Origin of the sequence: Mycobacterium sp. 1274761.0 (assembly GCF_001668615.1) — a bacterium.
GTDB lineage: Bacteria > Actinomycetota > Actinomycetes > Mycobacteriales > Mycobacteriaceae > Mycobacterium.
Genome location: NZ_LZMC01000113.1, coordinates 95,419 through 115,853 on the forward strand (window position 1 = coordinate 95,419; position 20,435 = coordinate 115,853).

24 protein-coding genes are annotated in these 20,435 nt (G+C 64.4%); 12 read left to right on the forward strand and 12 right to left on the reverse strand.

Annotation, left to right across the window (positions count from 1 at the left end):
- Nucleotide 1: 1 nt before the first annotated feature.
- The 6 genes from A5651_RS24600 to A5651_RS24625 all read right to left on the reverse strand — a co-directional run bounded on the left by A5651_RS24600 (nucleotide 2) and on the right by A5651_RS24625 (nucleotide 6,922).
- Nucleotides 2–946 carry an enoyl-CoA hydratase/isomerase family protein gene (locus A5651_RS24600; protein ID WP_066987487.1) on the reverse strand — a complete coding sequence of 315 codons (945 nt, stop codon included), beginning with the start codon at nucleotides 944–946 and terminating at the stop codon, nucleotides 2–4.
- 14 nt (nucleotides 947–960) lie between these two features.
- On the reverse strand, nucleotides 961–1,659 hold the full coding sequence (locus A5651_RS24605; RefSeq protein ID WP_082943957.1) for a hypothetical protein: 699 nt from the start codon (nucleotides 1,657–1,659) through the stop codon (nucleotides 961–963).
- Nucleotides 1,587–2,495 (reverse strand): hypothetical protein, encoded by a 909-nt coding sequence (locus A5651_RS24610; protein ID WP_066987494.1) that lies wholly within the window; start codon nucleotides 2,493–2,495, stop codon nucleotides 1,587–1,589. Before A5651_RS24610 ends, A5651_RS24605 begins: the two co-directional genes overlap by 73 nt.
- A 147-nt stretch (nucleotides 2,496–2,642) precedes the next feature.
- Nucleotides 2,643–4,115: a FadD3 family acyl-CoA ligase gene (locus A5651_RS24615; protein ID WP_082943958.1), complete on the reverse strand. Its 1,473-nt coding sequence runs from the start codon at nucleotides 4,113–4,115 to the stop codon at nucleotides 2,643–2,645.
- Nucleotides 4,112–5,302, reverse strand: a complete 1,191-nt coding sequence (locus tag A5651_RS24620; protein ID WP_066987498.1) for an amidohydrolase family protein — start codon at nucleotides 5,300–5,302, stop codon at nucleotides 4,112–4,114. The genes A5651_RS24615 and A5651_RS24620 overlap by 4 nt, the downstream gene beginning before the upstream one ends.
- Nucleotides 5,303–5,392: 90 nt before the next feature.
- Nucleotides 5,393–6,922 (reverse strand): AMP-binding protein, encoded by a 1,530-nt coding sequence (locus tag A5651_RS24625; RefSeq protein ID WP_066987565.1) that lies wholly within the window; start codon nucleotides 6,920–6,922, stop codon nucleotides 5,393–5,395.
- Nucleotides 6,923–7,003: 81 nt separating this feature from the next.
- On the opposite strand from A5651_RS24625, the gene A5651_RS24630 reads away from it, so the two are divergent.
- Nucleotides 7,004–7,720, forward strand: coding sequence for an enoyl-CoA hydratase/isomerase family protein (locus tag A5651_RS24630; RefSeq protein WP_066987501.1), 717 nt, complete (start codon nucleotides 7,004–7,006; stop codon nucleotides 7,718–7,720).
- Between the two features lie 34 nt (nucleotides 7,721–7,754).
- Here A5651_RS24630 and A5651_RS24635 read toward each other — a convergent pair whose 3' ends face one another.
- From A5651_RS24635 to A5651_RS24650, 4 genes are read right to left on the reverse strand one after another with little or no spacing between them, the layout of a single operon-like run.
- Complete coding sequence (locus A5651_RS24635; protein WP_066987504.1) at nucleotides 7,755–8,285, reverse strand: VOC family protein; 531 nt, start codon at nucleotides 8,283–8,285, stop codon at nucleotides 7,755–7,757.
- Nucleotides 8,282–9,304: a zinc-binding dehydrogenase gene (locus A5651_RS24640; RefSeq protein ID WP_197496762.1), complete on the reverse strand. Its 1,023-nt coding sequence runs from the start codon at nucleotides 9,302–9,304 to the stop codon at nucleotides 8,282–8,284. The genes A5651_RS24635 and A5651_RS24640 overlap by 4 nt, the downstream gene beginning before the upstream one ends.
- Entirely contained in the window at nucleotides 9,304–10,113 is an 810-nt protein-coding gene (locus A5651_RS24645) for an SDR family oxidoreductase (protein ID WP_066987507.1), read from the reverse strand. The genes A5651_RS24640 and A5651_RS24645 overlap by 1 nt, the downstream gene beginning before the upstream one ends.
- A complete protein-coding gene (locus A5651_RS24650; protein WP_066987510.1) occupies nucleotides 10,110–10,529 on the reverse strand; it encodes a nuclear transport factor 2 family protein in 420 nt (139 codons plus the stop codon). The genes A5651_RS24645 and A5651_RS24650 overlap by 4 nt, the downstream gene beginning before the upstream one ends.
- A gap of 56 nt (nucleotides 10,530–10,585) precedes the next feature.
- Here A5651_RS24650 and A5651_RS24655 point away from each other — a divergent pair, with 56 nt between their 5' ends.
- The 11 genes from A5651_RS24655 to A5651_RS24705 all read left to right on the forward strand — a co-directional run bounded on the left by A5651_RS24655 (nucleotide 10,586) and on the right by A5651_RS24705 (nucleotide 19,689).
- Nucleotides 10,586–11,035 (forward strand): Zn-ribbon domain-containing OB-fold protein, encoded by a 450-nt coding sequence (locus A5651_RS24655; protein ID WP_066987513.1) that lies wholly within the window; start codon nucleotides 10,586–10,588, stop codon nucleotides 11,033–11,035.
- Nucleotides 11,036–11,051: 16 nt separating this feature from the next.
- Nucleotides 11,052–12,197: a thiolase family protein gene (locus A5651_RS24660; RefSeq protein ID WP_066987516.1), complete on the forward strand. Its 1,146-nt coding sequence runs from the start codon at nucleotides 11,052–11,054 to the stop codon at nucleotides 12,195–12,197.
- A 26-nt stretch (nucleotides 12,198–12,223) separates the two neighbouring features.
- Nucleotides 12,224–12,574 (forward strand): nuclear transport factor 2 family protein, encoded by a 351-nt coding sequence (locus A5651_RS24665; RefSeq protein WP_066987518.1) that lies wholly within the window; start codon nucleotides 12,224–12,226, stop codon nucleotides 12,572–12,574.
- 74 nt (nucleotides 12,575–12,648) lie between these two features.
- Complete coding sequence (locus tag A5651_RS24670; RefSeq protein ID WP_066987520.1) at nucleotides 12,649–13,392, forward strand: hypothetical protein; 744 nt, start codon at nucleotides 12,649–12,651, stop codon at nucleotides 13,390–13,392.
- Nucleotides 13,389–14,138 (forward strand): hypothetical protein, encoded by a 750-nt coding sequence (locus A5651_RS24675; RefSeq protein WP_066987522.1) that lies wholly within the window; start codon nucleotides 13,389–13,391, stop codon nucleotides 14,136–14,138. The genes A5651_RS24670 and A5651_RS24675 overlap by 4 nt, the downstream gene beginning before the upstream one ends.
- The gene (locus A5651_RS24680) at nucleotides 14,135–14,737 is read left to right on the forward strand and encodes a cytochrome c oxidase subunit 3 family protein (protein ID WP_066987524.1); all 603 of its coding nucleotides are present in this window, start codon (nucleotides 14,135–14,137) and stop codon (nucleotides 14,735–14,737) included. The genes A5651_RS24675 and A5651_RS24680 overlap by 4 nt, the downstream gene beginning before the upstream one ends.
- Nucleotides 14,738–14,741: 4 nt before the next feature.
- Entirely contained in the window at nucleotides 14,742–15,029 is a 288-nt protein-coding gene (locus tag A5651_RS24685; protein ID WP_066987526.1) for a cytochrome C oxidase subunit IV family protein, read from the forward strand.
- Nucleotides 15,030–15,121: 92 nt separating this feature from the next.
- Nucleotides 15,122–16,030, forward strand: a complete 909-nt coding sequence (locus tag A5651_RS24690) for a tyrosine-type recombinase/integrase (RefSeq protein ID WP_066987528.1) — start codon at nucleotides 15,122–15,124, stop codon at nucleotides 16,028–16,030.
- A 1,239-nt stretch (nucleotides 16,031–17,269) separates the two neighbouring features.
- Nucleotides 17,270–18,499, forward strand: coding sequence for an AAA family ATPase (locus A5651_RS24695; protein ID WP_066987530.1), 1,230 nt, complete (start codon nucleotides 17,270–17,272; stop codon nucleotides 18,497–18,499).
- Nucleotides 18,500–18,596: 97 nt separating this feature from the next.
- On the forward strand, nucleotides 18,597–19,004 hold the full coding sequence (locus A5651_RS25785) for a helix-turn-helix domain-containing protein (protein ID WP_066987571.1): 408 nt from the start codon (nucleotides 18,597–18,599) through the stop codon (nucleotides 19,002–19,004).
- Nucleotides 19,005–19,017: 13 nt separating this feature from the next.
- Nucleotides 19,018–19,689, forward strand: a complete 672-nt coding sequence (locus A5651_RS24705; RefSeq protein ID WP_066987534.1) for a hypothetical protein — start codon at nucleotides 19,018–19,020, stop codon at nucleotides 19,687–19,689.
- A 28-nt stretch (nucleotides 19,690–19,717) separates the two neighbouring features.
- Here the strand turns inward: A5651_RS24705 and A5651_RS24710 are convergent, their stop codons facing one another.
- Both A5651_RS24710 and A5651_RS26490 read right to left on the reverse strand, forming a co-directional pair.
- Complete coding sequence (locus tag A5651_RS24710) at nucleotides 19,718–20,014, reverse strand: hypothetical protein (RefSeq protein WP_066987536.1); 297 nt, start codon at nucleotides 20,012–20,014, stop codon at nucleotides 19,718–19,720.
- A gap of 18 nt (nucleotides 20,015–20,032) precedes the next feature.
- The gene (locus A5651_RS26490; RefSeq protein WP_082943631.1) at nucleotides 20,033–20,365 is read right to left on the reverse strand and encodes an HNH endonuclease signature motif containing protein; all 333 of its coding nucleotides are present in this window, start codon (nucleotides 20,363–20,365) and stop codon (nucleotides 20,033–20,035) included.
- Nucleotides 20,366–20,435 lie beyond the last annotated feature (70 nt).

Genomic DNA, 20,435 nt, shown 5'->3' on the forward strand with positions numbered 1-20,435 from the left:
TCTATGCCGCTTCGATCGCGTCGATCAGGGCCCAGTCCAGCGCGGTTCGGGCGTCGATCGTGCGGCCCGACAGCACCAGGTATGCCGTGCGCCAACGGCCGATGCGGCGGGTGACGCTGACCGTGCCGCCCGCACCGGGGATCAGCCCGAGGCTCAATTCGGGCAGTCCGAGCACCGCGTCGGGATGCGACGTGATCCGGCCGCAGAATGCGGCCAGCTCCAGCCCGCTGCCGAGTACCTGGCCGTGTATCCGAGCATGGGTGTCGAGGCGTGCGGCGAGTTCGTCGAGCACCAGCGCCGGGCTGTATTGCACCCGGGCGATGTGCGCCGTGGCCGGGTCGGAAAACGAGCCGAACTCGGCGAGATCACCGCCGCTGCAGAAGGACGGGCCCTGGCCCGACAGGATCACGGTGTCGACGGACGGATCGAGGCGGGCGACGTCGAGCGCTTCGAGCAGCGCCGCGCGAGCGTCATTGGAGAAGGCGTTGTGTCGCGTGGGCCGGTTGAACCGGATCGTCAGCGTGTCGCCCTGGCGCTCGGCGAGCACTGGATGCGGCGTCTCGGGCGTCGTCGCCGGTCCCCGTTGCCGCAACCATGCCGCGAACTCGCCGCCGGCCTGCAAGGTCGAGTACGCCAGGGATTCGGTGATGACGCCCGCCCGTGCGGGCGCGCTGGTATCGACGGCCCGCAGCACCTGATCGCACACCGTGGCCGCCTGTGGCCAGCTCTCGAACCGGGCACTCAGTGCGGCCACCGCGGCCACGGTGGATTCGACGGGGACGATGCGACGGTCGGACATGTCGTCCTCGGACAGGGTGAACGTGGCGTGTTCGACCCACGGTTGCGCGGCCGGCGACGCAATGTCGGCGTCGGTTCCGACCGCCACCACGACCCCGCATGACGTCGGCAACTCGGCTGGCGGGTCACCGAGATCAATGACAAGCACGGCCCCACACGCGGCTACACCGGGTCGAAGGAGGAGATGAGCCAGCCGTCATCGGTCTTCTGCAAGGAGACCCGCACCGCGCTGTTGATGAAGCTCGCGTCGGGCCGGTCCTTGCTCTGGGTCGTCTGGTTGATGAACACCAGCACCACCGCGCGATCAGGATGGATCTCCGACACGGCCGCCCGCACGACGGCGGCCTGCGTCTTGACGGCCTTTTGTTTGGCCGCCGGCGCCACGATCTGTTCGGTGAATTGCGTGTAGTAGGACAAGAAGCTGCCGGTGAGCTTGGTCTTGGCCGTCGCGAAGTCCTTGTCCAGGCTTTCCGGCGAATACGAGAGCAGTGCGACGGTTCCGTCGGAGGCGGCCTTCACCGCGGATTGTGCTGCGGCGTCGTCGGTTTGACGGTCCGGCCGGTATACGAAGAAGAACATCCACGCAGTTAGACCGATGGCCGCGACGAGCGCCAGCGCCAGCGCAATGGCGGCCCAGTGATTCCGTACGCCCTGGCGGACCTTGCCGAAGCCCGTACGCTTCTGTTCGGCCGTGGACGACGCCGGTGTCTCGATGGCATCGGCCTCGACGGCGGCGGAGGGTTTGGCGGCGTCGCTGACGTCGTTGTCCGGGGCGTCCTGCTCTGTGTTCACGGTACGAACTCCACTTTCGCCAGCTTCAGCTGTCCGCCGTCGCGGGCCAGGTTCACGCTGAGCCGCCATGCGCGCGGTTCCTGCTTGGCGCCTGCGGCGTTGGTGACGCGTGAGCTGGCCGCGACGAGGACGGTCGCGGTGTCGTCCTTATTCATCGACTCGACAGCGGTCGCAGTCACGTTGGTTTCTGTGATCGCCTTGGAGTCGATCGCCACGTTCACGAAATCGTCGGCGGTGTTCTGAAAGTCCTGTTTGAACTGTCCGGTCGAATTGTCGATGATGCGCTGCACGTCTTCCTTGGCTTTGTTGTAGTCCAACGACATCAAGGTGACGACGCCCTGGCGCGCTGCGGCTTCGAACTCGGCCCGTCGTTGCTGCTCGCCCTGGGCCTGGCGGTGGAACCAGTACATATAGCCGCAGCCAACGAGCAGGGCGGCGATCAGTAGAACCGTCAGCGTGCCGACAACCGCCTTCCATGACGGCCGTGGAAACCGCCGACTCCGCGACGTGCGAGTGCGCTCTGCCGCGAACTCCTCGGCGTCATCGGGCGCGGCGCCGACGGCCTCGCCGGATTCGGCGTCAGCGTCGGCGACACCCGTTTCCTTCGCAAGGACGTCTTCGTTCAAGACGTCCTTGTCTTCGACCTCTTCGAGCCCGGCTTCCGACGTGTCCGGCTTGGACGCCGCGACGGTTTCGGCCGCCGTCGCTTCCTCGGCCTTTCTGCGCAGCCGAAGAGCGCGGGCCCTGGCGCGAGCGGCGGCGGCAACCGCTTCGGCTTCGGCGGCCTGTGCTTCTGCCTCCTCCGCTAGTGCGAGCGCGTCGACGGCGGTGGCATCGGTCTCCTTGGCTGACTCGTCGACGTGGTCGCCGTTCACTGCCGGCGGAGTCTGCTTCCGTAAGCGCATGCAACCTCCTGTCCGGTGAGCGCGGTGCTCAATGAGAATGGCATTTTCTATTTTGGGTATCGCCGCGACGATACATGACGCGCAACGCGGCCAAATGTCAGCCTGTCCTGCGGAAACGCTATTTACGCGCTGTGCGACCGCTTAGCACTATCTCTTGATCAGCTGGTCCTTCATCACTTTGCCCGTCGCGTTCAGCGGCAGTTCGTCGAGAAACTCTACGTATCGCGGCACCTTGAAACCAGCCATTCGGTCGCGGCTCCACGCGATGAGGTCGTCGGCGGTCACCGCACCCTCCTGGCCACTCTTGAGTACCACGAACGCCTTACCCACCTGGCCGAGGCGGTCATCGGACACTCCGATCACCGCGGCCTGCGCGACAGCGGGATGTTCGAGCAGGAAACCCTCGATCTCTGCCGGGTAGGCGTTGAACCCCCCGACGATGAACATGTCCTTCTTGCGGCCGACGATCAGCAGGCGGCCGTTTTCGTTGAACCTGCCGAGATCACCGGTGTGCAACCAGCCGTCGTCATCGATCGCCTCGGCCGTCGCGGCGGGGTCGTCGAGATAGCCCTGCATGACGCTGTAGCCACGGACCAGGACCTCGGTGTCGTCGGCGATGCGCACCTCGACGCCGTCGCAGGGCACACCCGCTGTGGTGGCGATGTCTTCGAACGAGTCCCCCGGCCGCGACAAGGTCACCGTGCCCGCCTCGGTCAACCCGTAACCGGTCGCCAGGGTCTGGAACGGCAGTTCCTCGTGCACGCGCCGGATCAACTCGACGGGGATGTCGGCCGAGCCCGTCACCCCGGCCCGCAGAGTCTTGAGCCTGTCTTTGTCCTCGACCGCCAGCAGCGAGTGATACAGCGTCGGAGGACCGGGCAGCATCGTGATCCGTTCTGCCTCGATCAGTTCCACCACCCGGTCGACATCGAACACCGATACCGGCACCATCGTCGCACCGCGGATGAACGATGAGATCAGGCCGGCCTTGAATCCGAATGTGTGAAAGTAAGGGTTGACCATCAGATACCGGTCGCCTTCGCGCAGGTCGGCCAGCTCACACCATTCGGCGTACAGCCGCAGGTTCTGCTGATGGTTCATCATGACGCCCTTGGGCCTGCCGGTGGTGCCCGACGTGTAGATGATGTCGGAGATGTCCGTGCCGCTGACCTGACCCGTGTACGGCCAACCGCTGGAAAGGAAGTCGGACTTCAGATCGATGACCGGCACCCCGGCGGGCGCGGTGTAGTCCTGGCCGAGGAAGCCCTTCTGGATCAACACCGCCTTGGCACCACTGCGGCCGATGATGTCCGCGGCTTCCTCGGTCTTGAAGCGGGTGTTCACCGGCACCAGCACACCGCCGGCGGTGAGCAGACCGAATGCCGCGATCATCCATTCGGCGGAGTTCGGCGCCCAGAGGGCCACCCGATCCCCCTTGACGATTCCCAGGTCGCGGAAAGCGCCTGCGGCGCAACGGATTCGATCGACCACCTCGATGAAGGTCAAGCGCAACGGACCGTCGACGACCGCTTCGGCGTCACCGAAGCGGTCCGCTGCGCTCAAGACCATCTCGGGGATGGTCTGCCAGGGCAGGCTGCGCTCCTGGTGCTCGCCTGTCACGTCGTGACGAGACGACCCAGGTTGCCGCCCATGATCTTTGCCTGATCCTCAACCGACAGGTGCTCGAGCGCGGTCACGTAATGCGTCGGTTCGGCCAGGCCCTCGGGATGCGGCCAATCCGAACCGTAAAGCACGTTGTCCACCCCGATGAGGTTGATCAGGTCGTCGATGCCCTCCTCGTAGAAGGGGCTGACGTAAATGCGGTTCTTGATCTCCTCGATCGGGTTACCCAGGAACGCCTCCGGCGCCTTCTTGTACACCTCGGCCATCGAATCCAGCAGCGGGAACATCCACTTCGAGCCGGCCTCGACGATGCCCACCTTCAGCTTCGGGTGGCGGAACAGCGCGCCGTGAATCACCCACGAGGCCACCGCATCCTGAATGGGACGCCACTCGTTGAGGATCGACATCGCGTTGGTCTGGAACGGCAGCATCTCCTGGGCCTGACCGTCCCACTCCGAGGTGTAGCGGGAGTAGCCGCTGTCGGACGAGTGCATGCCGACGAACACGTCGTGGTAGACGACGCGCTCCCAGAACGGATCGAACTCGGGCAGCGCGAACGAGCGGGGGCCGCGGAAACCGGGCACCGGGGCCGGGCGGATCAGGATGGCGCGGGCGCCGCGCGCGACGCACCACTCGAGCTCTTCGATCGCCTTTTCCACGATGGGCAGGGTGATCACCGGGGTGGTGAAGATGCGGTTCTTGTAGTTGAAGCCCCAGACCTCGTCCAGCCACTGGTTCAGCGAGTGGATCAGGACGTGGATCGCGACCGGGTCGTCGGAGAGCCGCTCTTCGATCAGGCTGGCCAGCGTCGGGAACATCAAGCTGCGGTCGACGCCGAGCTCGTCCATCTTCTCGATGCGCGGCTCAGGCTCGAAGAACGCGGGGATGGCCCGCATCGGCTCACCGAACAGCTCACGCTTGCTCTTGCCTTCGGGGTTGCCGAACTTGAAGTACTCCTCCCAGGCGCCCGGCTTGGCGACCACCGAGAACGTCGGGTTCGGAATGTAGTTGCTGATCACACCGCGCAGCGCGATCTTCGTGCGGCCGTTCACCTCGACGTACTGGACGACGTCCTTGTATTCCTTCGGCAGGTACTTGGTCATCGCCTCCGGCGGCTCGTACAGATGGTTGTCAGCGTCGAACAGCGGAAACGGGATGTCGACCCGGTGTGAAAGTTGCCCCATGAAACACTCCTTATCCTCTTCGGAGAATCCTATTCTCACTAGCTGCGCGATGCAATGTGCCCCTACTCATGCCCTCAGGTTCTGGCGAACTCACGCCTTCAGGTTCTGGCGAACCGCGAACTTCTGCACCTTCCCGCTCGCCGTCCGCGGATAGTCGTCTACTCGGTGCACCTCTTCCGGCCATTTCTGGATCGCCACCCCCGCCGCCTTGAAGTGCGCGCGCACCTCGTCGAGCGTTGGCGTCTCGTGGCCGTCGCGGATCCGCAGGACGGCGGCGGCCCGCTCGCCGAGCCGCTCGTCCGGCGCGGCAACGACGACCGCCTCGGCCACCGCGGGCATGCCCAGAAGAACTTCCTCGACTTCCAGCGCCGAGATGTTCTCGCCGCCGCGGATGATGACGTCGGATTTGCGGTCGGTGATGGTGAGGTACCCGTCCTCGTCGAGCACGCCGACGTCGCCGGTGCGATACCAGCCCTCGTCGTCGAAGGCCCGTTCGGTCAACGCGTCGTCGGTGTAGCCCAGGCACAGATCCGGTCCGCGACTGAAGATTTCACCGTCGGGACCGAGCCGGATCTCCACTCCCGGCCGTGGGTTGCCGTCGGTGAACAGCCGCTTGTCCTCGGGCGCATCGCGACTCGACCCGGTGATCGACGGGTGCTCGGAGCTGCCGTAGGAGCGGAACACGAAGATGCCCATATCAGCCAGCCGGCGTGTGACGGCCGCGGGCACCGTAGATCCGCCCAGCCCAACGGTTTTGAAGTGTGCCATATGCGCCGGCGTGCAATCGGGATGGTCGAGAAGGCTGGTGACGAAATAGGGCGGCCCACCGCCGACATACAAGCCGTCGCTTTCGATCAGCTTGAGTACCTTGCCTGGGTCCCATACGTCGCACAGATCGATCGACGCGCCTTCGAGCACCGGAATCAGGAACGCTCCCAGCATTCCGATGAAGTGACCGACCGGGGTGGCCGTCAACTGTCTGCCGCGGTCGGGCGGATAGTTCGCAAGCAGTTGACGGGTCTCGAAGCCGAGCGTCTGATGGCTGTGGACAACGCCTTTGGGGTCGCTGGTCGTGCCGGAGGTGAAAGCAATCAGCGCCGGGCTGGCCGGATCGGTGGCAACGGTTCCGTCCAGCGGCTCATCGGCCAGCAGCTGATCGAAGTTCGTTCCGACCAGCCCGACGATCGGCACGTTGGCACAGAGGTCGGGCTGATAGCGCATCCGGCCGAACTCCTCGGCGGTCAGGAACGCCTTCGGCTTGGCTGTGGCGATGATGTGGCTCAGTTCCTTGCGGCCGTAGAAATGCACGATCGGCACCACGACCGCGCCCAGGAATGTCGACGCCCAGAACGCCACGGCGGCTTCGGCCCAGTTCGGCAGTTGGATCGCCACGGCGTCGCCCGGCTCGACACCGCGCGCGCGCAGCCCCGCGGCCAGCCGGCGAGCTCGCAGCTCGACGTCGGCGAACGTGCCGGCGTAGGGCCGGACATCGGAGTGCACCCAGAAGCCGGCGTCCGGGTTGGCCGCCAAGCCGCCGGCAATGAGATCACCGAGCGTTTCGGGCCGCCACCATCCCTCGTCCTCGTAACGTTTCGTCAGCTCTACCGGGATTTTTCGCATCGCGCGCCCTGGCACCTCCATTCAGTCGTGATGCTATTCTCCGCTAGAGAGAATGCCAATGTCGCAGACGGAGAACGCTCGATGGTCGACCTGGAGTTGGAGGACGGTTTAGCGGTCATCACCATCGACCGTCCACACGCCCGCAACGCCATTTCACTCGAGACCATGGACCAGTTCGACAAGGCGCTCGACGGGGCCGAGGGGGCTGCGGCACTCGTCATCACCGGCGCCGGCGACCGGGCCTTTGTATCGGGCGGCGACCTCAAAGAGCTCAGCGCGCTGCGGACCGAGCGCGAAGCCGGCGCCATGGCGTGGCGCATGCGGTCGATCTGCGACCGCATCGCCGGCTTTCCCGGGCCGACCGTCGCCGCGCTGAACGGCCACGCGCTCGGCGGCGGCGCCGAGGTCGCTGTCGCCGCCGACATCCGGCTGGCCGCCGACGACATCAAGATCGGATTCAACCAGGTGACCCTCGAGATCATGCCGGCGTGGGGCGGCGCCGAGCGACTCGTCGAGCTGGTCGGCTTCGGCAAGGCCCTACTCCTGGCGGGCACCGGGATGATCCTCTCTGCCCAGGAGGGCCACGCCAGCGGGCTGCTCGACCTCGTGATCCCACGCGAATCGTTCGACACCGAATGGCGCAGAATCGCCGCGGCGCTGGCACACCGGCCCGCCGGCGAGATCAAGCGGGTAATGCGCGGCGTGAGCACCACCGAAGCTGTCGCCGCATTCGCCCGGTTGTGGGTTGCCGAGGAGCATTGGACCGCCGCCGACAAGGTGATGAAGCGCGGCAGGTGATCGTCACCCGTTGAGTCTGCGGTTACCGCGGACGTTATGCCCCGAGCTCCCGGATCGGGTCCGCGCCGTCCCACTCCGCCGCCGCATCGTGGATGAACATCGCATTGGCGGCGGTCGCGTCGGTGAGCTCGGAGACCTCGATGACTTGAGATATGTAAGCGGGCGCATTCGGTGGCTCGAGGTAGGCGAACCGCACACCGAACCCCTCGCCGCCCGACCACACGACCGGCCAGCCCGCGTTCTCGACCGCCCGCATGGTGTCCTCGAAATCGCTTGTCCAGTAAGCCAACTGGTGCAGCCCAGGGCCCCGGGCGTCGAGGAACTCGGTGAAGATCGACGGCGTCGTGTCCTCCTGCTGGATCAACTCGATCTGCAGCTCACCGGAGTTGGAATACGCCAGCGACAATGTCGTTTGACACGGTTCACCGCGGTAGCGGGCCTCCATCGGCAGGCTGCGCAGCACGAACCACGGTCCGACGCCGAGCTCTATCCACCCCGCCATCGCCTGATCGAGATCGGTGACCACATAACCGATCTGGCGCACCGGCCCAGGCAGCACCGTCATGACGCGGTGGGATGGACGACGATGCGGGGCGGGCCCTGCCCCGTGCGCACTTGATCGATGGCATCGGGCACGTCGTCGAGCCCGATGATCTTGCCGATACTCGGCGACGGATCCAGCCGCCCGTCGACGACCGCGTCCAGCGTGCCGTACCAGTCCGCAGGCAGCGGTCCCCCACCGAACTGAATCGTCATGCCCTTGTGTGTGGCGGCGGTGCAGTCGATCGTGCCGGCGTCGTACCACCCCCCGGCGACATACACGCGCGCCATGAACTCGCACGCGTCGACGATACTCTGCAGCAGGCCGCTGCGACCGACACATTCGAAGATGACCTGCGTGGTCTGGAAGTTGTTGGCCCGAAATGTTTCTCGCCATACCTCGTACGGGTCGCGGGCGGACGGGTTGACCACGACATCGGCGCCGAAGGTCTTAGCGTAGGCCAGCCGTTCGTCGCTGTAGTCCGACACCACGATGGGGCTGACGCCACGCGCGGCGAGCGCCGCCACCGTCGACAGTCCGATGGCCCCTGCACCGATCACCAGCGGCAGCTCGCCCGGCTTGATGCCGGAGCATCGAACATAAAATTCGCCGACGGCGAACGCATCCACCAGCGCCACCGAGTCGTTCGGCACGCCGTCGGGCACCCTGCGCGCCATCACCTCCGAGACCAGCATCAGCTCGCCGAACGCCCCTGGCGCATCAGGATTGTGCCCGATCACCAGCGGCTCCTGGCCGTGACGGATCATGATCGGCAGGCTGGTGACACGGCTGCCGAGCGGGAAGTCACCCGAGCAATTCGGTCCGTGGCCCACGACCTCGCCGATGAACTCGTGTCCCATGATCGTGTCGCGGTCGGAATCCCACACAAACCGGTCGGCGGAGTTCGGATGGTCCATGTAGTGCACATCCGAGGCGCAGATCGCGGCGCTGAGCGGTTTGATCAGCAGTTCACCGGTGCCCGGCACAGGATCGGCCGTCTCCCGCACAACGAGCGTGCCGCCGCGGAGCACCACCGCCCGCATCAGCCCGCGGCCCCTTGCTTGGCGGCGAAGTCGACCGATGCCGCGCTCGTCATCTCCACCAGCGCGCGCCGATCAACCGTCCACACCATTGACGCCATCGCCCGATTGCTCTCTCCCACAGGATAAGTCGGGCCGTTACCGATATTGGCAATGATCTCGCGCGCCACGTCGTCGGAAAGCATCATGGTGTCCGGGTCGTAGGGCACGCCCAGCCGCTGAAACGCCTCGGTGTAGGTCTGGCCAAGGGGCGTGCAGCAGACGTCGACGCCGTGCGGCCGCAGTTCGGCCCACAGCCCCTCGGCGAAGTTGACGTTGAACGCCTTCACCGCGGAGTACACCGCGAGCAGCGACGCTCCGGAAAGACAGGCCAGTGAGCCCACGAGCACGATGCCGCCGCGCCCGCGCTCGCGCATGGCGGGCGCGAAATGCCGGGCCAGGGCGACGGGCCCGATGCATGCGAGCTGTATCTGGCGCAACGAATCGTTCAACGAGTCGTCGAGAAACTCGACCGTCCGGTTCGCCGCACCCGCGTTATAGATGAGCAACCCGACCTCGAGGCCGTCGGTCGCAGCCGCCACCCGGTTGGAGACATCCGGAACGGTCAGATCCAGGACGACGGGCCGGACGTCAACACCGTGGCGTTCGCGGATGCCCCCTGCGACGGCGTCGAGCAGTGCACCGTTGCGGGCGATCAGCACGAGATCCAGTCCGCGCGCGCCCAATTGATCGGCCAGGCTGGCGCCGACGCCCTCGGACGCTCCGGCGATGACGGCCCATTGCCCGTAGCGTTGCGCGAAATCGCGAGTCATGCCGACGCTCCGCCGCCGGTCAGCATCCGCGGTGTGTGGGTGACCCTGCGGCGGATGCGCCAGCCGTCGGCGGTGCGGGCAAGCTCGTCGTCGTAATGGCCGACGACGTCCACCCACGGTGGGTTGTCGCCGGCGGTCACCATCAGCACGGCGTGGACGTAGGTCCGCGCGGTCGCGGTGTCACCGGTGATGTCGAGGTCGAAGTTCGACAGCCGGTGGTAGGTGTTGCCCATCGGGTTGTGCATTTGGGCGAACAGGTCTGTGAACGCGTCGGGGTCGGTGAAGCTACCGACCTCGCCGTAATCCAGGTCGACCTCGTTGGTCCAGCAACTGCGGAACAAACTCCAGTCCTTGGAGTCGATTCCGGTGGCGTAGCGGATCAACACCTCGATGATCTGTGCCTTATCGGCGTCCACGCAGGGAAGGCTAGCCGATGAGCGCGCCCTGGACGGGCTGTTCTCTCTAGACGAGAATGTCATTTCCGATTAATGTCAATCGGGTGTCGACACAGCAGAAGGCGCTGGCGCCCGAGATCTCTACCTGGCCCGACGAGAACCCGCAGCTGATCGGTAGCCGCTGCGCTGCATGCGGGGCCACCACGTTCCCCATCCAGCAGCGCTGCCCGAGATGCAGCTCCGGCGACATGACCGAGGTCAAGCTGCCGCGTCGCGGGACCCTGATCGCGTGGACGACGCAGGGCTTTCCGCCGGGTGCACCGTACAAGGGTCCGGCCGGCAAGGATTTCGTCCCGTTCGGTGTCGGGCTCGTGCAGCTCGATGATGTGATCCGGGTCGAGGGTCGGCTCACCGAGAACGACCCCGAGAAGCTTCAGTTCGGCATGGACGTCGAGCTCACCATGGTCCCGTTCACCACCGACGACGAGGGCAACGAACTAGTCACGTTCGCCTTCCAGCCGGTCTAGAGCCAGGAGCACAGCAATGACGAACGACGTGGCGATCATCGGCGTAGGCCTTCACCCGTTTGGCCGGTTCGATAAGACCGCGATGGAGATGGGTGCCGAAGCGATCCAGGCCGCGCTCACCGACGCGGGCGTCGACTGGCGCGACATCCAGTTCGGCTTCGGCGGCAGCTACGAGGTGTCCAACCCTGACGCCGTCACCAGGCTGGTCGGGCTCACCGGCATCACGTTCACGAACGTCTTCAACGCCTGCGCGACCGCGGCGTCGGCCATCCAGCAGACCGCCGACACGATCCGGCTCGGCAAGTACGACATCGGGATCGCGATCGGCCTGGACAAGCATCCGCGTGGAGCGTTTACCGACGATCCGGCTAAGTTGGCGTTGCCGCAGTGGTACGCCGAGAACGGCCAGTTCGTCACCACCAAGTTCTTCGGGATGAAGGCCAATCACTACCTCCACAAGCACGGCATCTCGCAGGAGACGCTGGCGCGTGTCGCCAACAAGAACTTCCGTAACGGCGCCAAGAACCCGAATGCGTTTCGGCGCAAGGAGATTCCCGTCGCGGAGATCCTCAACTCGACCGTGCTGAACTACCCGCTGACGCAGTACATGTTCTGTGCTCCCGACGAAGGCGCGGCGGCGGTCATCATGTGTCGCGGCGACATCGCCCACCGCTTCACCGACAAGCCGGTGTACGTGAAGGCCACCGAGATCCGGACGCGCACCTTCGGCGCCTACGAGGTGCACGCGACGTGCGCGCCGCTCGACGAGGACCCGTCGCCGACGGTGTATGCCGCCAGAGCCGCATACGAGGCGGCAGGCATCGGGCCCGAAGATGTCGACGTCGCCCAACTGCAGGACACCGACGCGGGCGCCGAGGTCATCCACATGGCCGAGACGGGTCTGTGCGCCGACGGGGAGCAGGAGAAGCTGCTGGCCGACGGCGCCACTGAGATCCACGGGACGTTGCCGATCAACACCGACGGCGGCCTGATCGCCAACGGCGAGCCCATCGGCGCCTCCGGGCTGCGGCAGGTGCACGAACTGGTGCGGCAACTGCGCGGCGAGGCCGGTGAGCGCCAGATACCCGGCGAACCGAAGGTGGGCCTCGCGCAGGTCTATGGCGCACCGGGCACCGCGTCGGCGACGATCCTGTCGGTTTAACAGCCAGCCCTTTTCTCGCGTACGCCATGTCCAGCGTCGCCGACACCGTCCGCCGCTATGTGCAGCTGCTCGGTTCGGGCAGCGCCGATGAACTGACCGCGCTCTTCACACATGACGCCACCGTCGAGGATCCTGTGGGCAGCGGGGTGCGGCGCGGGCATGACGCAATACGCGAGCTGTACCGCCGGATCGAAAAGCAGGACCGCGCAGTCGAACTGCTCTCTCTGCATGTCAACGGCGCCGAGGCGGCGTTCTTGGCGCGGCTGACCGTCATCACCGACGGCGCCCGCATCTCGATCGACGGAATCGACGTGATGGCGTTCGACGAGCACGCCCGGATCACGTCCATGCGCGCGTTCTGGTCGCCTCCCGGCTGATCGTTGATCGGCGATTGCCGATCGGCTAGTCTCGCCCATAGCCGATCGGCTAGTTTGTCCGAAAAGGAGAGTCGATGCAGATTCTTGCCGAAGCCGAAGACCTGCCGAAGACGGCCGACATCAAGACTCAGCTGATCAGCCTGTGGACCGTCCCGACCTTCGGTCTCGTTCTCCTGATCGCATTTCTGGCCTTCCCCGGGTTCTTACCCCCGATGTCGCCTGACATGACCGCCGATCAGGTCGCGTCGTTCTACGCGAACAACAGGGGCATGATCTGGTTTTCGATGATCACGTTCAACATCTGCGGCATCATGCTGCTGCCGCTATTCATGGTGATCGTCGTGCAGATGAAGCGCATGGCGACTCAAAGCCATGTCTTCGCCTACTGCTATCTGACCGCCGCCGTCAGCGGCGCCACGTTGTTCGCGCTCGCCGACATCTTCTTCCTCGTCGCCGCGTTCCGGCCCGACCGCAATCCCGAACTCGTGATGCTGCTCAACGACATGGCATGGATCATCTTCATCGCACCGGTCGGCGCGCTGGTCGCGATGAACCTGTTGCTGGCGGCGGCAATTCACTTCGACAACGGCCCCAGCCCGGTCTTTCCGCGATGGGTCGGCTATTACGCGGCCGCGACTGCGCTGGCGATGGCGCCGGCCGTGTGCGCCGCGGTCGTCACCTCGGGGCCGCTGGCCTGGAACGGCGCGGTGTCGTTCTGGCTTCGTAACGGCTCGTTCGCCCTCTATGTGCTGGTGATGTTCTTCGTGCTGCGAAATGTGCTGCACCGTCAGGCGGTTGCGGAAGGCATCACGCAGTGAGCAGCACGATTTCGGCCGACGCTGCAGTCGATGCACCCTCGCAGCGGGCGGGAAAACGCGACGTCTGGCTGATGTTCTGGATCGTGCCGGCGTTCTACACAGCGTTCGGAGTCATCTTCTTCGCCTTGGCGCGTGTGATGCCGCCGCCGCGCCCCGACGTCACCACCGACCAAATGGTGAATTTTTTTCACCAGCACTCGACGACAATCAAAATCGGGTTCGGGCTACTCGTCCTCATTGTCGGCGGCGCAGGGGTGGCCAACGGCATCGTGCTGTACCACATCAAGCGCATGACGGTGGGCTCGGTGCTGGGCTACGCATACATCGGTTCCCTTGCCATCGGCGCACTTCCGGGTTGCCTGCTGGTGGCGTTCTGCTTCCTGGTCGCGGTGTATCGCCCCGATCGCGACCCGCAACAGATGGCGTTGCTCTACGACCTGGGGCTGTTGTCCTATGTCGGATCGCTGGGCTGCTTCACCACTGCATGGATCGCGTTCGCGATAGCGATTCTCTACGACAAGAACCAGATATTCCCGAAATGGTTCGCCTACGTAACGGTTTGGCAGATCGTCACGGAGGTGATGGCCGTACCGGTGTTCATCTCCAAGGCGGGCCCGTTCGCGTGGAACGGTTCGATCGCGTTCTGGGAAGGCACGGTCATCTTCGGTATCTGGATTTCGGCGTTGATCGTCGTGCTGAAGAAGGCCAACGAACTGCAACCCGCCGACGAGGCGCCGCTGCCATGACGAATACCGAACAGAGCGCTCCAGACATCGCGGTGCCGTCGTCGATCCGCGCGGCCCACCTGCCTGGTGACATCGCGATGTGGGTGATGGTGCTCGGCGACTTCGTGTTCTTCGGCGCCTACTTCGTCATCTTCATGGTCCATCGCTCGATGGCGCCGGAGCTGTACCTGCAGTCGCAGCAGCATCTCAACCTCACCATCGGCATGGTGAACACCCTTGTGCTGCTAACTAGTTCGTGGTTTATCGCGCGCAGCGTGCAGACGGCGCGGTCGGGCGATCAACAGGGCGCGCTGCGGCTCACCTATCTGGGCGGGGCGTGCGGCGTGGCGTTCATCGTCATCAAGGCCTTTGAATGGTCGTCCAAGATCGCCCAGGGCCACACGATGCCGAGCAACGAGTTCTTCCTGTTCTACTACATGCTCACCGGGGTGCATCTGTTCCACGTCGGCCTCGGCCTGCTGATCCTCGGCATCGTGGTGCGCGAACTGCGCAACCCGCGCAAGCGGCGCGCCTCGATGGTCGAATCCGGCGCTACCTACTGGCACATGGTCGACCTGCTTTGGATCGTGATTTTCGGCCTGCTTTACGTGATGAGGTGAACGAGTGACCACTACTGCCGTAAGCCGGCCCGCCCGAACCACCACCTACGTGTGGCTCATCCTGTCGGCGATCACGGTCATCTCCTGGTGGCTGGCGCCGGGTCATCCCGGCGGGCACGCGGTGGCCAGCGTGCCCATCACCGTCGCGGTGGTGCTGCTCGGGTTCATCAAGGGGCGGATGATCGTCCGGTACTTCATGGAGGTGCGCACCGCGCCGCGCTGGTTGAAGATCGCTACCGATGCGTGGCTGATCGTACTGTGGGCGACGATCCTGGCCATCTATCTGTACTGAACGACACTCCGTAATTTGCGTCTGACCAGCAGAATTGTTGATCAGTGAAGAAATAGTAGACAAGTACAGCGCATACAGTCAAGATATTGATCATGGCGCGTCGCAAACCACCACCCCTCGACCTCGCGGCGCTACTTCCATCGTGGGAGCTGGCGATGCGCGCCGAACGCAAGTCGCCAGCGACGCTGAAGAACTACCGCGACGGCATCCGCGCCTTTTTCGCGTGGTGCGAGCGGAACGGCCACTCCCCCGCACTCGACCGCGACCTCGTCAAGCGATTCGTCGCCGACCTCCTCGACAAAGGCGCCGAACCCGCAACGGCCGTCGCCCGCCAACTCGCAGTCCGACGCTTCAGTGCCTGGCTCACGGAGGAAGGCGAGCTGGAGACCGACCCCCTCGTGGGGTTGAAGGCGCCGAAGCTTGACACCAAGGTCACGCAGTCACTGACCGACGAAGAGTTGCGCCGCCTCATCAAATCCTGCACCGGGCCGGATATGCGCGACCGCCGCGACGAAGCAATTGTGCGTCTCATGGCCGAAACTGGTATGCGCGCCGGCGAAGTGACCGCGATGACAGTCGATTCAGTTGATTTGGCTCGCGGCCTCGCTACGGTGCGCCGTGGGAAGGGCGGCAAGGGCCGTATCGCTCCCTTCGGACCGCAGACCGGCCGCGCCATCGACCGCTACATCCGCATACGCCGCACCCACCTACTCGCCGACACAACCGCGCTGTGGCTGGGCGACCGGGGCAAAAGCTTCAGCTATGGCGGCCTGTACAAGACGTTGCAACATCGGGCGAATTTGGCCGGCATCAGGGATTTTCATCCGCATTTACTGCGCCACACCGCCGCTTCACGCTGGCTCGCCGCAGGCGGCTCCGAGGGTGGCTTGATGACCGTGGCTGGTTGGTCAACCCGCGACATGCTCGACCGCTACACGAAAGCAACAGCAGCTGAACGCGCTGCGGCGGAGGCCCTCTCGCTCAACCTGGGGGATCTGTGAGCGACTACCTAAATGAGCGGCGTCGACGGACTGCCGCCAAGTTTAAGAATCGCTGGGGTGAAGGACTTGACGGCCAACGCCTCCCCGGCTATCGCATCGCCGTAACAGAAACAACTCACCGTGGCCGCATTAAACGCGGCACCTTCGTCCTCGCTGAGGACACCTGGGATGAACCAGGCGGCCCCCACTGGGAACGTGTGACCAAAACATTCAAGTACCACGATGGCCACAGCTCGTTGCTGATGAGCCACTCAGAGCCATTGCCCCCTACCGTCCAGCTGGCACGGGGCTTCGACTTACCCGCAACAATTCTGGCGGTAATCCTCGACGCGCTCGTAAGCGATTCCCACCACCAGATCGACCTCTCAGACGTAAAGCGGATTCGATCGCAATTGGGGCGACGCATAGTTCAGTTGAAGTCCCTCCCCGCAGACCAGCGCGGACACGCCGAACAAGCGTTGTACAGAGAAATCCTTACGCGCTGTACTAGAATCTGATGCGTCAGTCCTACGTCGGCTGACTTGGAGCCGGGCGAGAAACGATTGAGACCCGGCCCGACATCTACTCGGGTGTCGGCATCCGCGGCGGTCCTCCTTCTGGAGCACTTGCCAATCTCCGCATGGGAGAACAGATGCCGTCGCTCACTCCAAAAGAGCGTTCGCTACGCAGTCAAATCGCTGTTCATGAGTCTTGGTCTCGCACAACCGATCGAGCCGCCCGCACCGCGCCAGCGCGAAAGGCCCTGCTCGACAAATTCGAGCGGGAAGTCGATCCCAACAACGAACTGACACCTGCTGAGCGGGCCCTACGGGCCCAACACGCCCGTAAAGCGTATTTCAAGCGGCTCGCTCTACGTTCAGCTCAGGCCCGTCGCCGTCGCAGCGAGGCGGGTGTGTAAATGGCTCAGATACGAAGAAAGCGCCCCGGTGGGAACGAGGCGCCTTCCAACTCAGCGAGTAACAGCCAGTCTAGTCGTATATCGCGTCAACCCGGTCTCCGCGCCGCTGCGAAGGTCCGCTGTGTCCCGCTCGACTGCGGCTGCCGTGACCCATGGACGTGCCACTGCTACGACAGCCCGATAAGTGACAAACAAGCTGAAGCCGCCGCTGCTGCAATTCGTCACCTTAACGAACTAGGTATCCCCGGCTTGCTCGACCGCACCACCTGTCAAGCGCTGTGGCGGGCTGGATTTCGGGATCTCGCTGTTGAGGTCGACGCCCGCACGCAGGGGTTGGTGGCATGAGTCAACCCGTCGATATTGAGCTGCCGCGGCTGTGGTCCGCTAGTGAATTGAAGCCGGCAGCACAGCCGCGTTGGCTGGCGCGTAACCGGATACCGCGCAAGTCCGTCAGCCTCCTCATCGGTGATGAGGGAATCGGGAAGTCCCTGTGGTGGGTTCTCATCGTCGCCGCCGTTACCACCGGAAAGCCGGTTTCGGAGTTGGGTATTCCCGCGAGGGAACCCGCGACTGTGATTCTGGTGCTGACCGAGGACACGTGGTCTGAAGACGTTCTGCCTCGGCTGCTCGTTGCGGATGCGAACATCGACAACATCCGCGTCATCTGTACCGAAGAGGACGGATCAGGCGCACCGGTATTCCCTCGCGACATCTACCTGATTCGCGAAGCGGATCCGGCGCCAGTGCTGGTGGTTGTTGACTGCTGGCTGGACACGGTCACCGCGGCACTTTCGGTGCGTGACCCTCAGCAGGCACGACAAGCACTGCACCCATGGCGCGAGGTCGCCAACGCGACGGATGCCTCTGTCCTGCTGCTCGGGCATACCAACCGAATCAGCTCCGGTAACGCCCGCGACAAGTACGGGGCGACAGCGGCATTGCGTCAGAAGGCGCGTATGACGCTGTTCGCTCAGCACGACGAAGACGGCAACCTTGTCGTCGGCCCAGAGAAGGCGAACGGGACAGCGCCTGTCGCTGCATCGAAGTTCTCGGTGGCACCGATCCAGTACTTTGAGCGCACTGACGAACATGACGGGACTGTGCCACTGCTGCAGTACCTCGGCGACTCGAGTCTTACGGCGCGGGAACACATCGCTGATAGTTACGACGCTGAGCACGGTGAGGACACGCAAGACCGCACTGAAGCAGTGAGGTGGCTCGAGGAATACCTGTCGATGGAGGGGCCGTCCGCTCGATCGAGCGAAGCGAAGAAGGCCGCCAAGGCGGCCGGTATTGCGGAGAGGACCCTGCAGCGGGCACGCAAGCAACTCGGAGTTGTCATCGGCTATATCGGTAATCCGCCCGTGTCGACGTGGACGCTGCCCCGTGAATCCTCAGGTGGCACAACGGCAGAACCCGGCATAACTACTGATGAGAGCGTCATGCCACGGTCTGCCAACGGGCACAACGTGGCACAGGGCAATGACCAGCAAATATGCCATGAAACGGACGCTATGCCACCCACGCGACACGCGGTCATCGCTGAACGCCTCGCGAAGATGGACTCATGAGCGCCGACTACCCGCTTCACGAGAAACACCGCAACGACTGCACCGCCACCACCAGCACGAAATTCGGCTGATGGTCACACCACGAAAGAAGACGTTCATGACCGACTTTCCGTCGCTGGAGGTGCGTATCGCCCAGCGCATCACCGGGGACGGCTCCGCCATCGTGCCTCCGCGCATAGCCCGTTGGCTCGAAAAGCAGACAGGCATGACCGCAGACCGGCGAATTAGACTGCGTGACAGCGATCCCGAAGCCTACATCGCGCTTACCGCCTTGCACGTCGCCGCACTCCGTTCCGATACCGGAACGAATGATGCTGCGCCGCAGCGTGTTCACGCAGACTTGAATATGTGGATGAGCACCAGCGAGGCAGCCAAGGCCCTCGGCGTGACCGACCGTTGCATTCGCAAATGGTGCAGAACCGGACGTCTCCGCGCAGTCCTGGCGGGCAGCCGCTGGATGGTCGACCGCACCACCGTTGCCCTTGCCCTGCACGACGTTGCATGAAGGAGAACCACACATGAGCCTCACCGACCTGCAGACCGAAGTTGAAGGCTATCGAGCCGAAGCCGGCCAGCTCGCCGAAGAGTTCACCCGCGTCCACGCCGAAGTCGCTGACGACCCCAACCTCACACCCGCGGGCAAGCGAGAGCACCTCGAGCCCCTCCACCGCGAAGTCACCGAACAGATCAGCGCCCTGCACGCCCGCGAGAAAGCCGCAGTGAAAACCGCGAAAGAGAGGTTGGAACGCCGGGTCTTCGGCCTCGCCCCCTCCGCCAGCAGCGACCCCGCGCGGATCGTGTCGTTCCGCGACGCCCAAGCCCGCGCCCGCGAACTCGAAGACAGCGACGACGCCCAGGAGATCTACCAGTCCGCGCTGCGATCGGGCGACACCATCCTGGCGACAGCAATATTGGAAAAGGCGCTGGTTCGCGGCTGGCACTCAATCAAGCGAGACTTCCTCGAGCGCAACCCCACAACCGAAAGCGATCTCGATGACTTGTCCGCACTCGCCAAGTATCAGGGCAACGGCCTCGCCAACGTCGCGCACTACATGCCGCCGTCTCTTGACCTGCCGCACTCCGCGGGCTTCCCACGACTGGGCGGTCAGACCACCGCGGCCACACCGCGCGGCGTCCCATCACTCAAGGATGAGATGGAACAGCGCGTAGCGGGATTCTTCCGGGCATGAGACCAAACACCATCGTCGGCGGCAGGCGTCAAACCCGCCTTTCTCGCTTTTCCTTCAAGGGCAAGGACTTCCATGACGGCACTGCTGCAGCGCCCAGAGGTACCTGCGCCACCGCCACCGCGCACCCCAGGGGCAGTGACCCCAACCCGCGTCCCCGCAATCGAAGAATCTCCGCCTTCGCCCGCTCCAACGCAGGATTCAGATTCGCCCGCAACTGAGGCATCGCCTCAAACGACTCCGACAGCAACCGATACCGCATCTCGGCCTCAGCCAACTCATCGCTGTTGTCGACCATCGCCTCAGCGAGCGTCGCGTACTTGGCCATCAGGCACACCTTTCGCAGTCATGCGAACCGCGGATTCAGATAGGTCTCACGGATCGGCGCGGTTCTCCGCACACCAGAGGATTTCTCACGATTGCACTGCCAACAGCACGTAGCACAGTTCTCCAACGCGTCCGCCTCAACCGGCGACCAGCCCAACCTCAACGCCTCATCCGAGCTGATGACATGGTCGACCGTAAATGATCGCGGATGCGGCGGCCGTGCGTCGTAATCAATCGCCCCACCCACCGCCCGACAATCAGCGGTGATCTGCAACGCGCACGGTGCATCACCATCCCGACGCCGAACCTCAGACCGCCGCCGGTCCCGAATCGTGGTTGACGAAAACGGCATCAGCTACCCCGCCCGCTCGAAGGGGGTAGGGGTGGGTCACACACGTCTCCGCGTTTGAACTGGAGGCGTA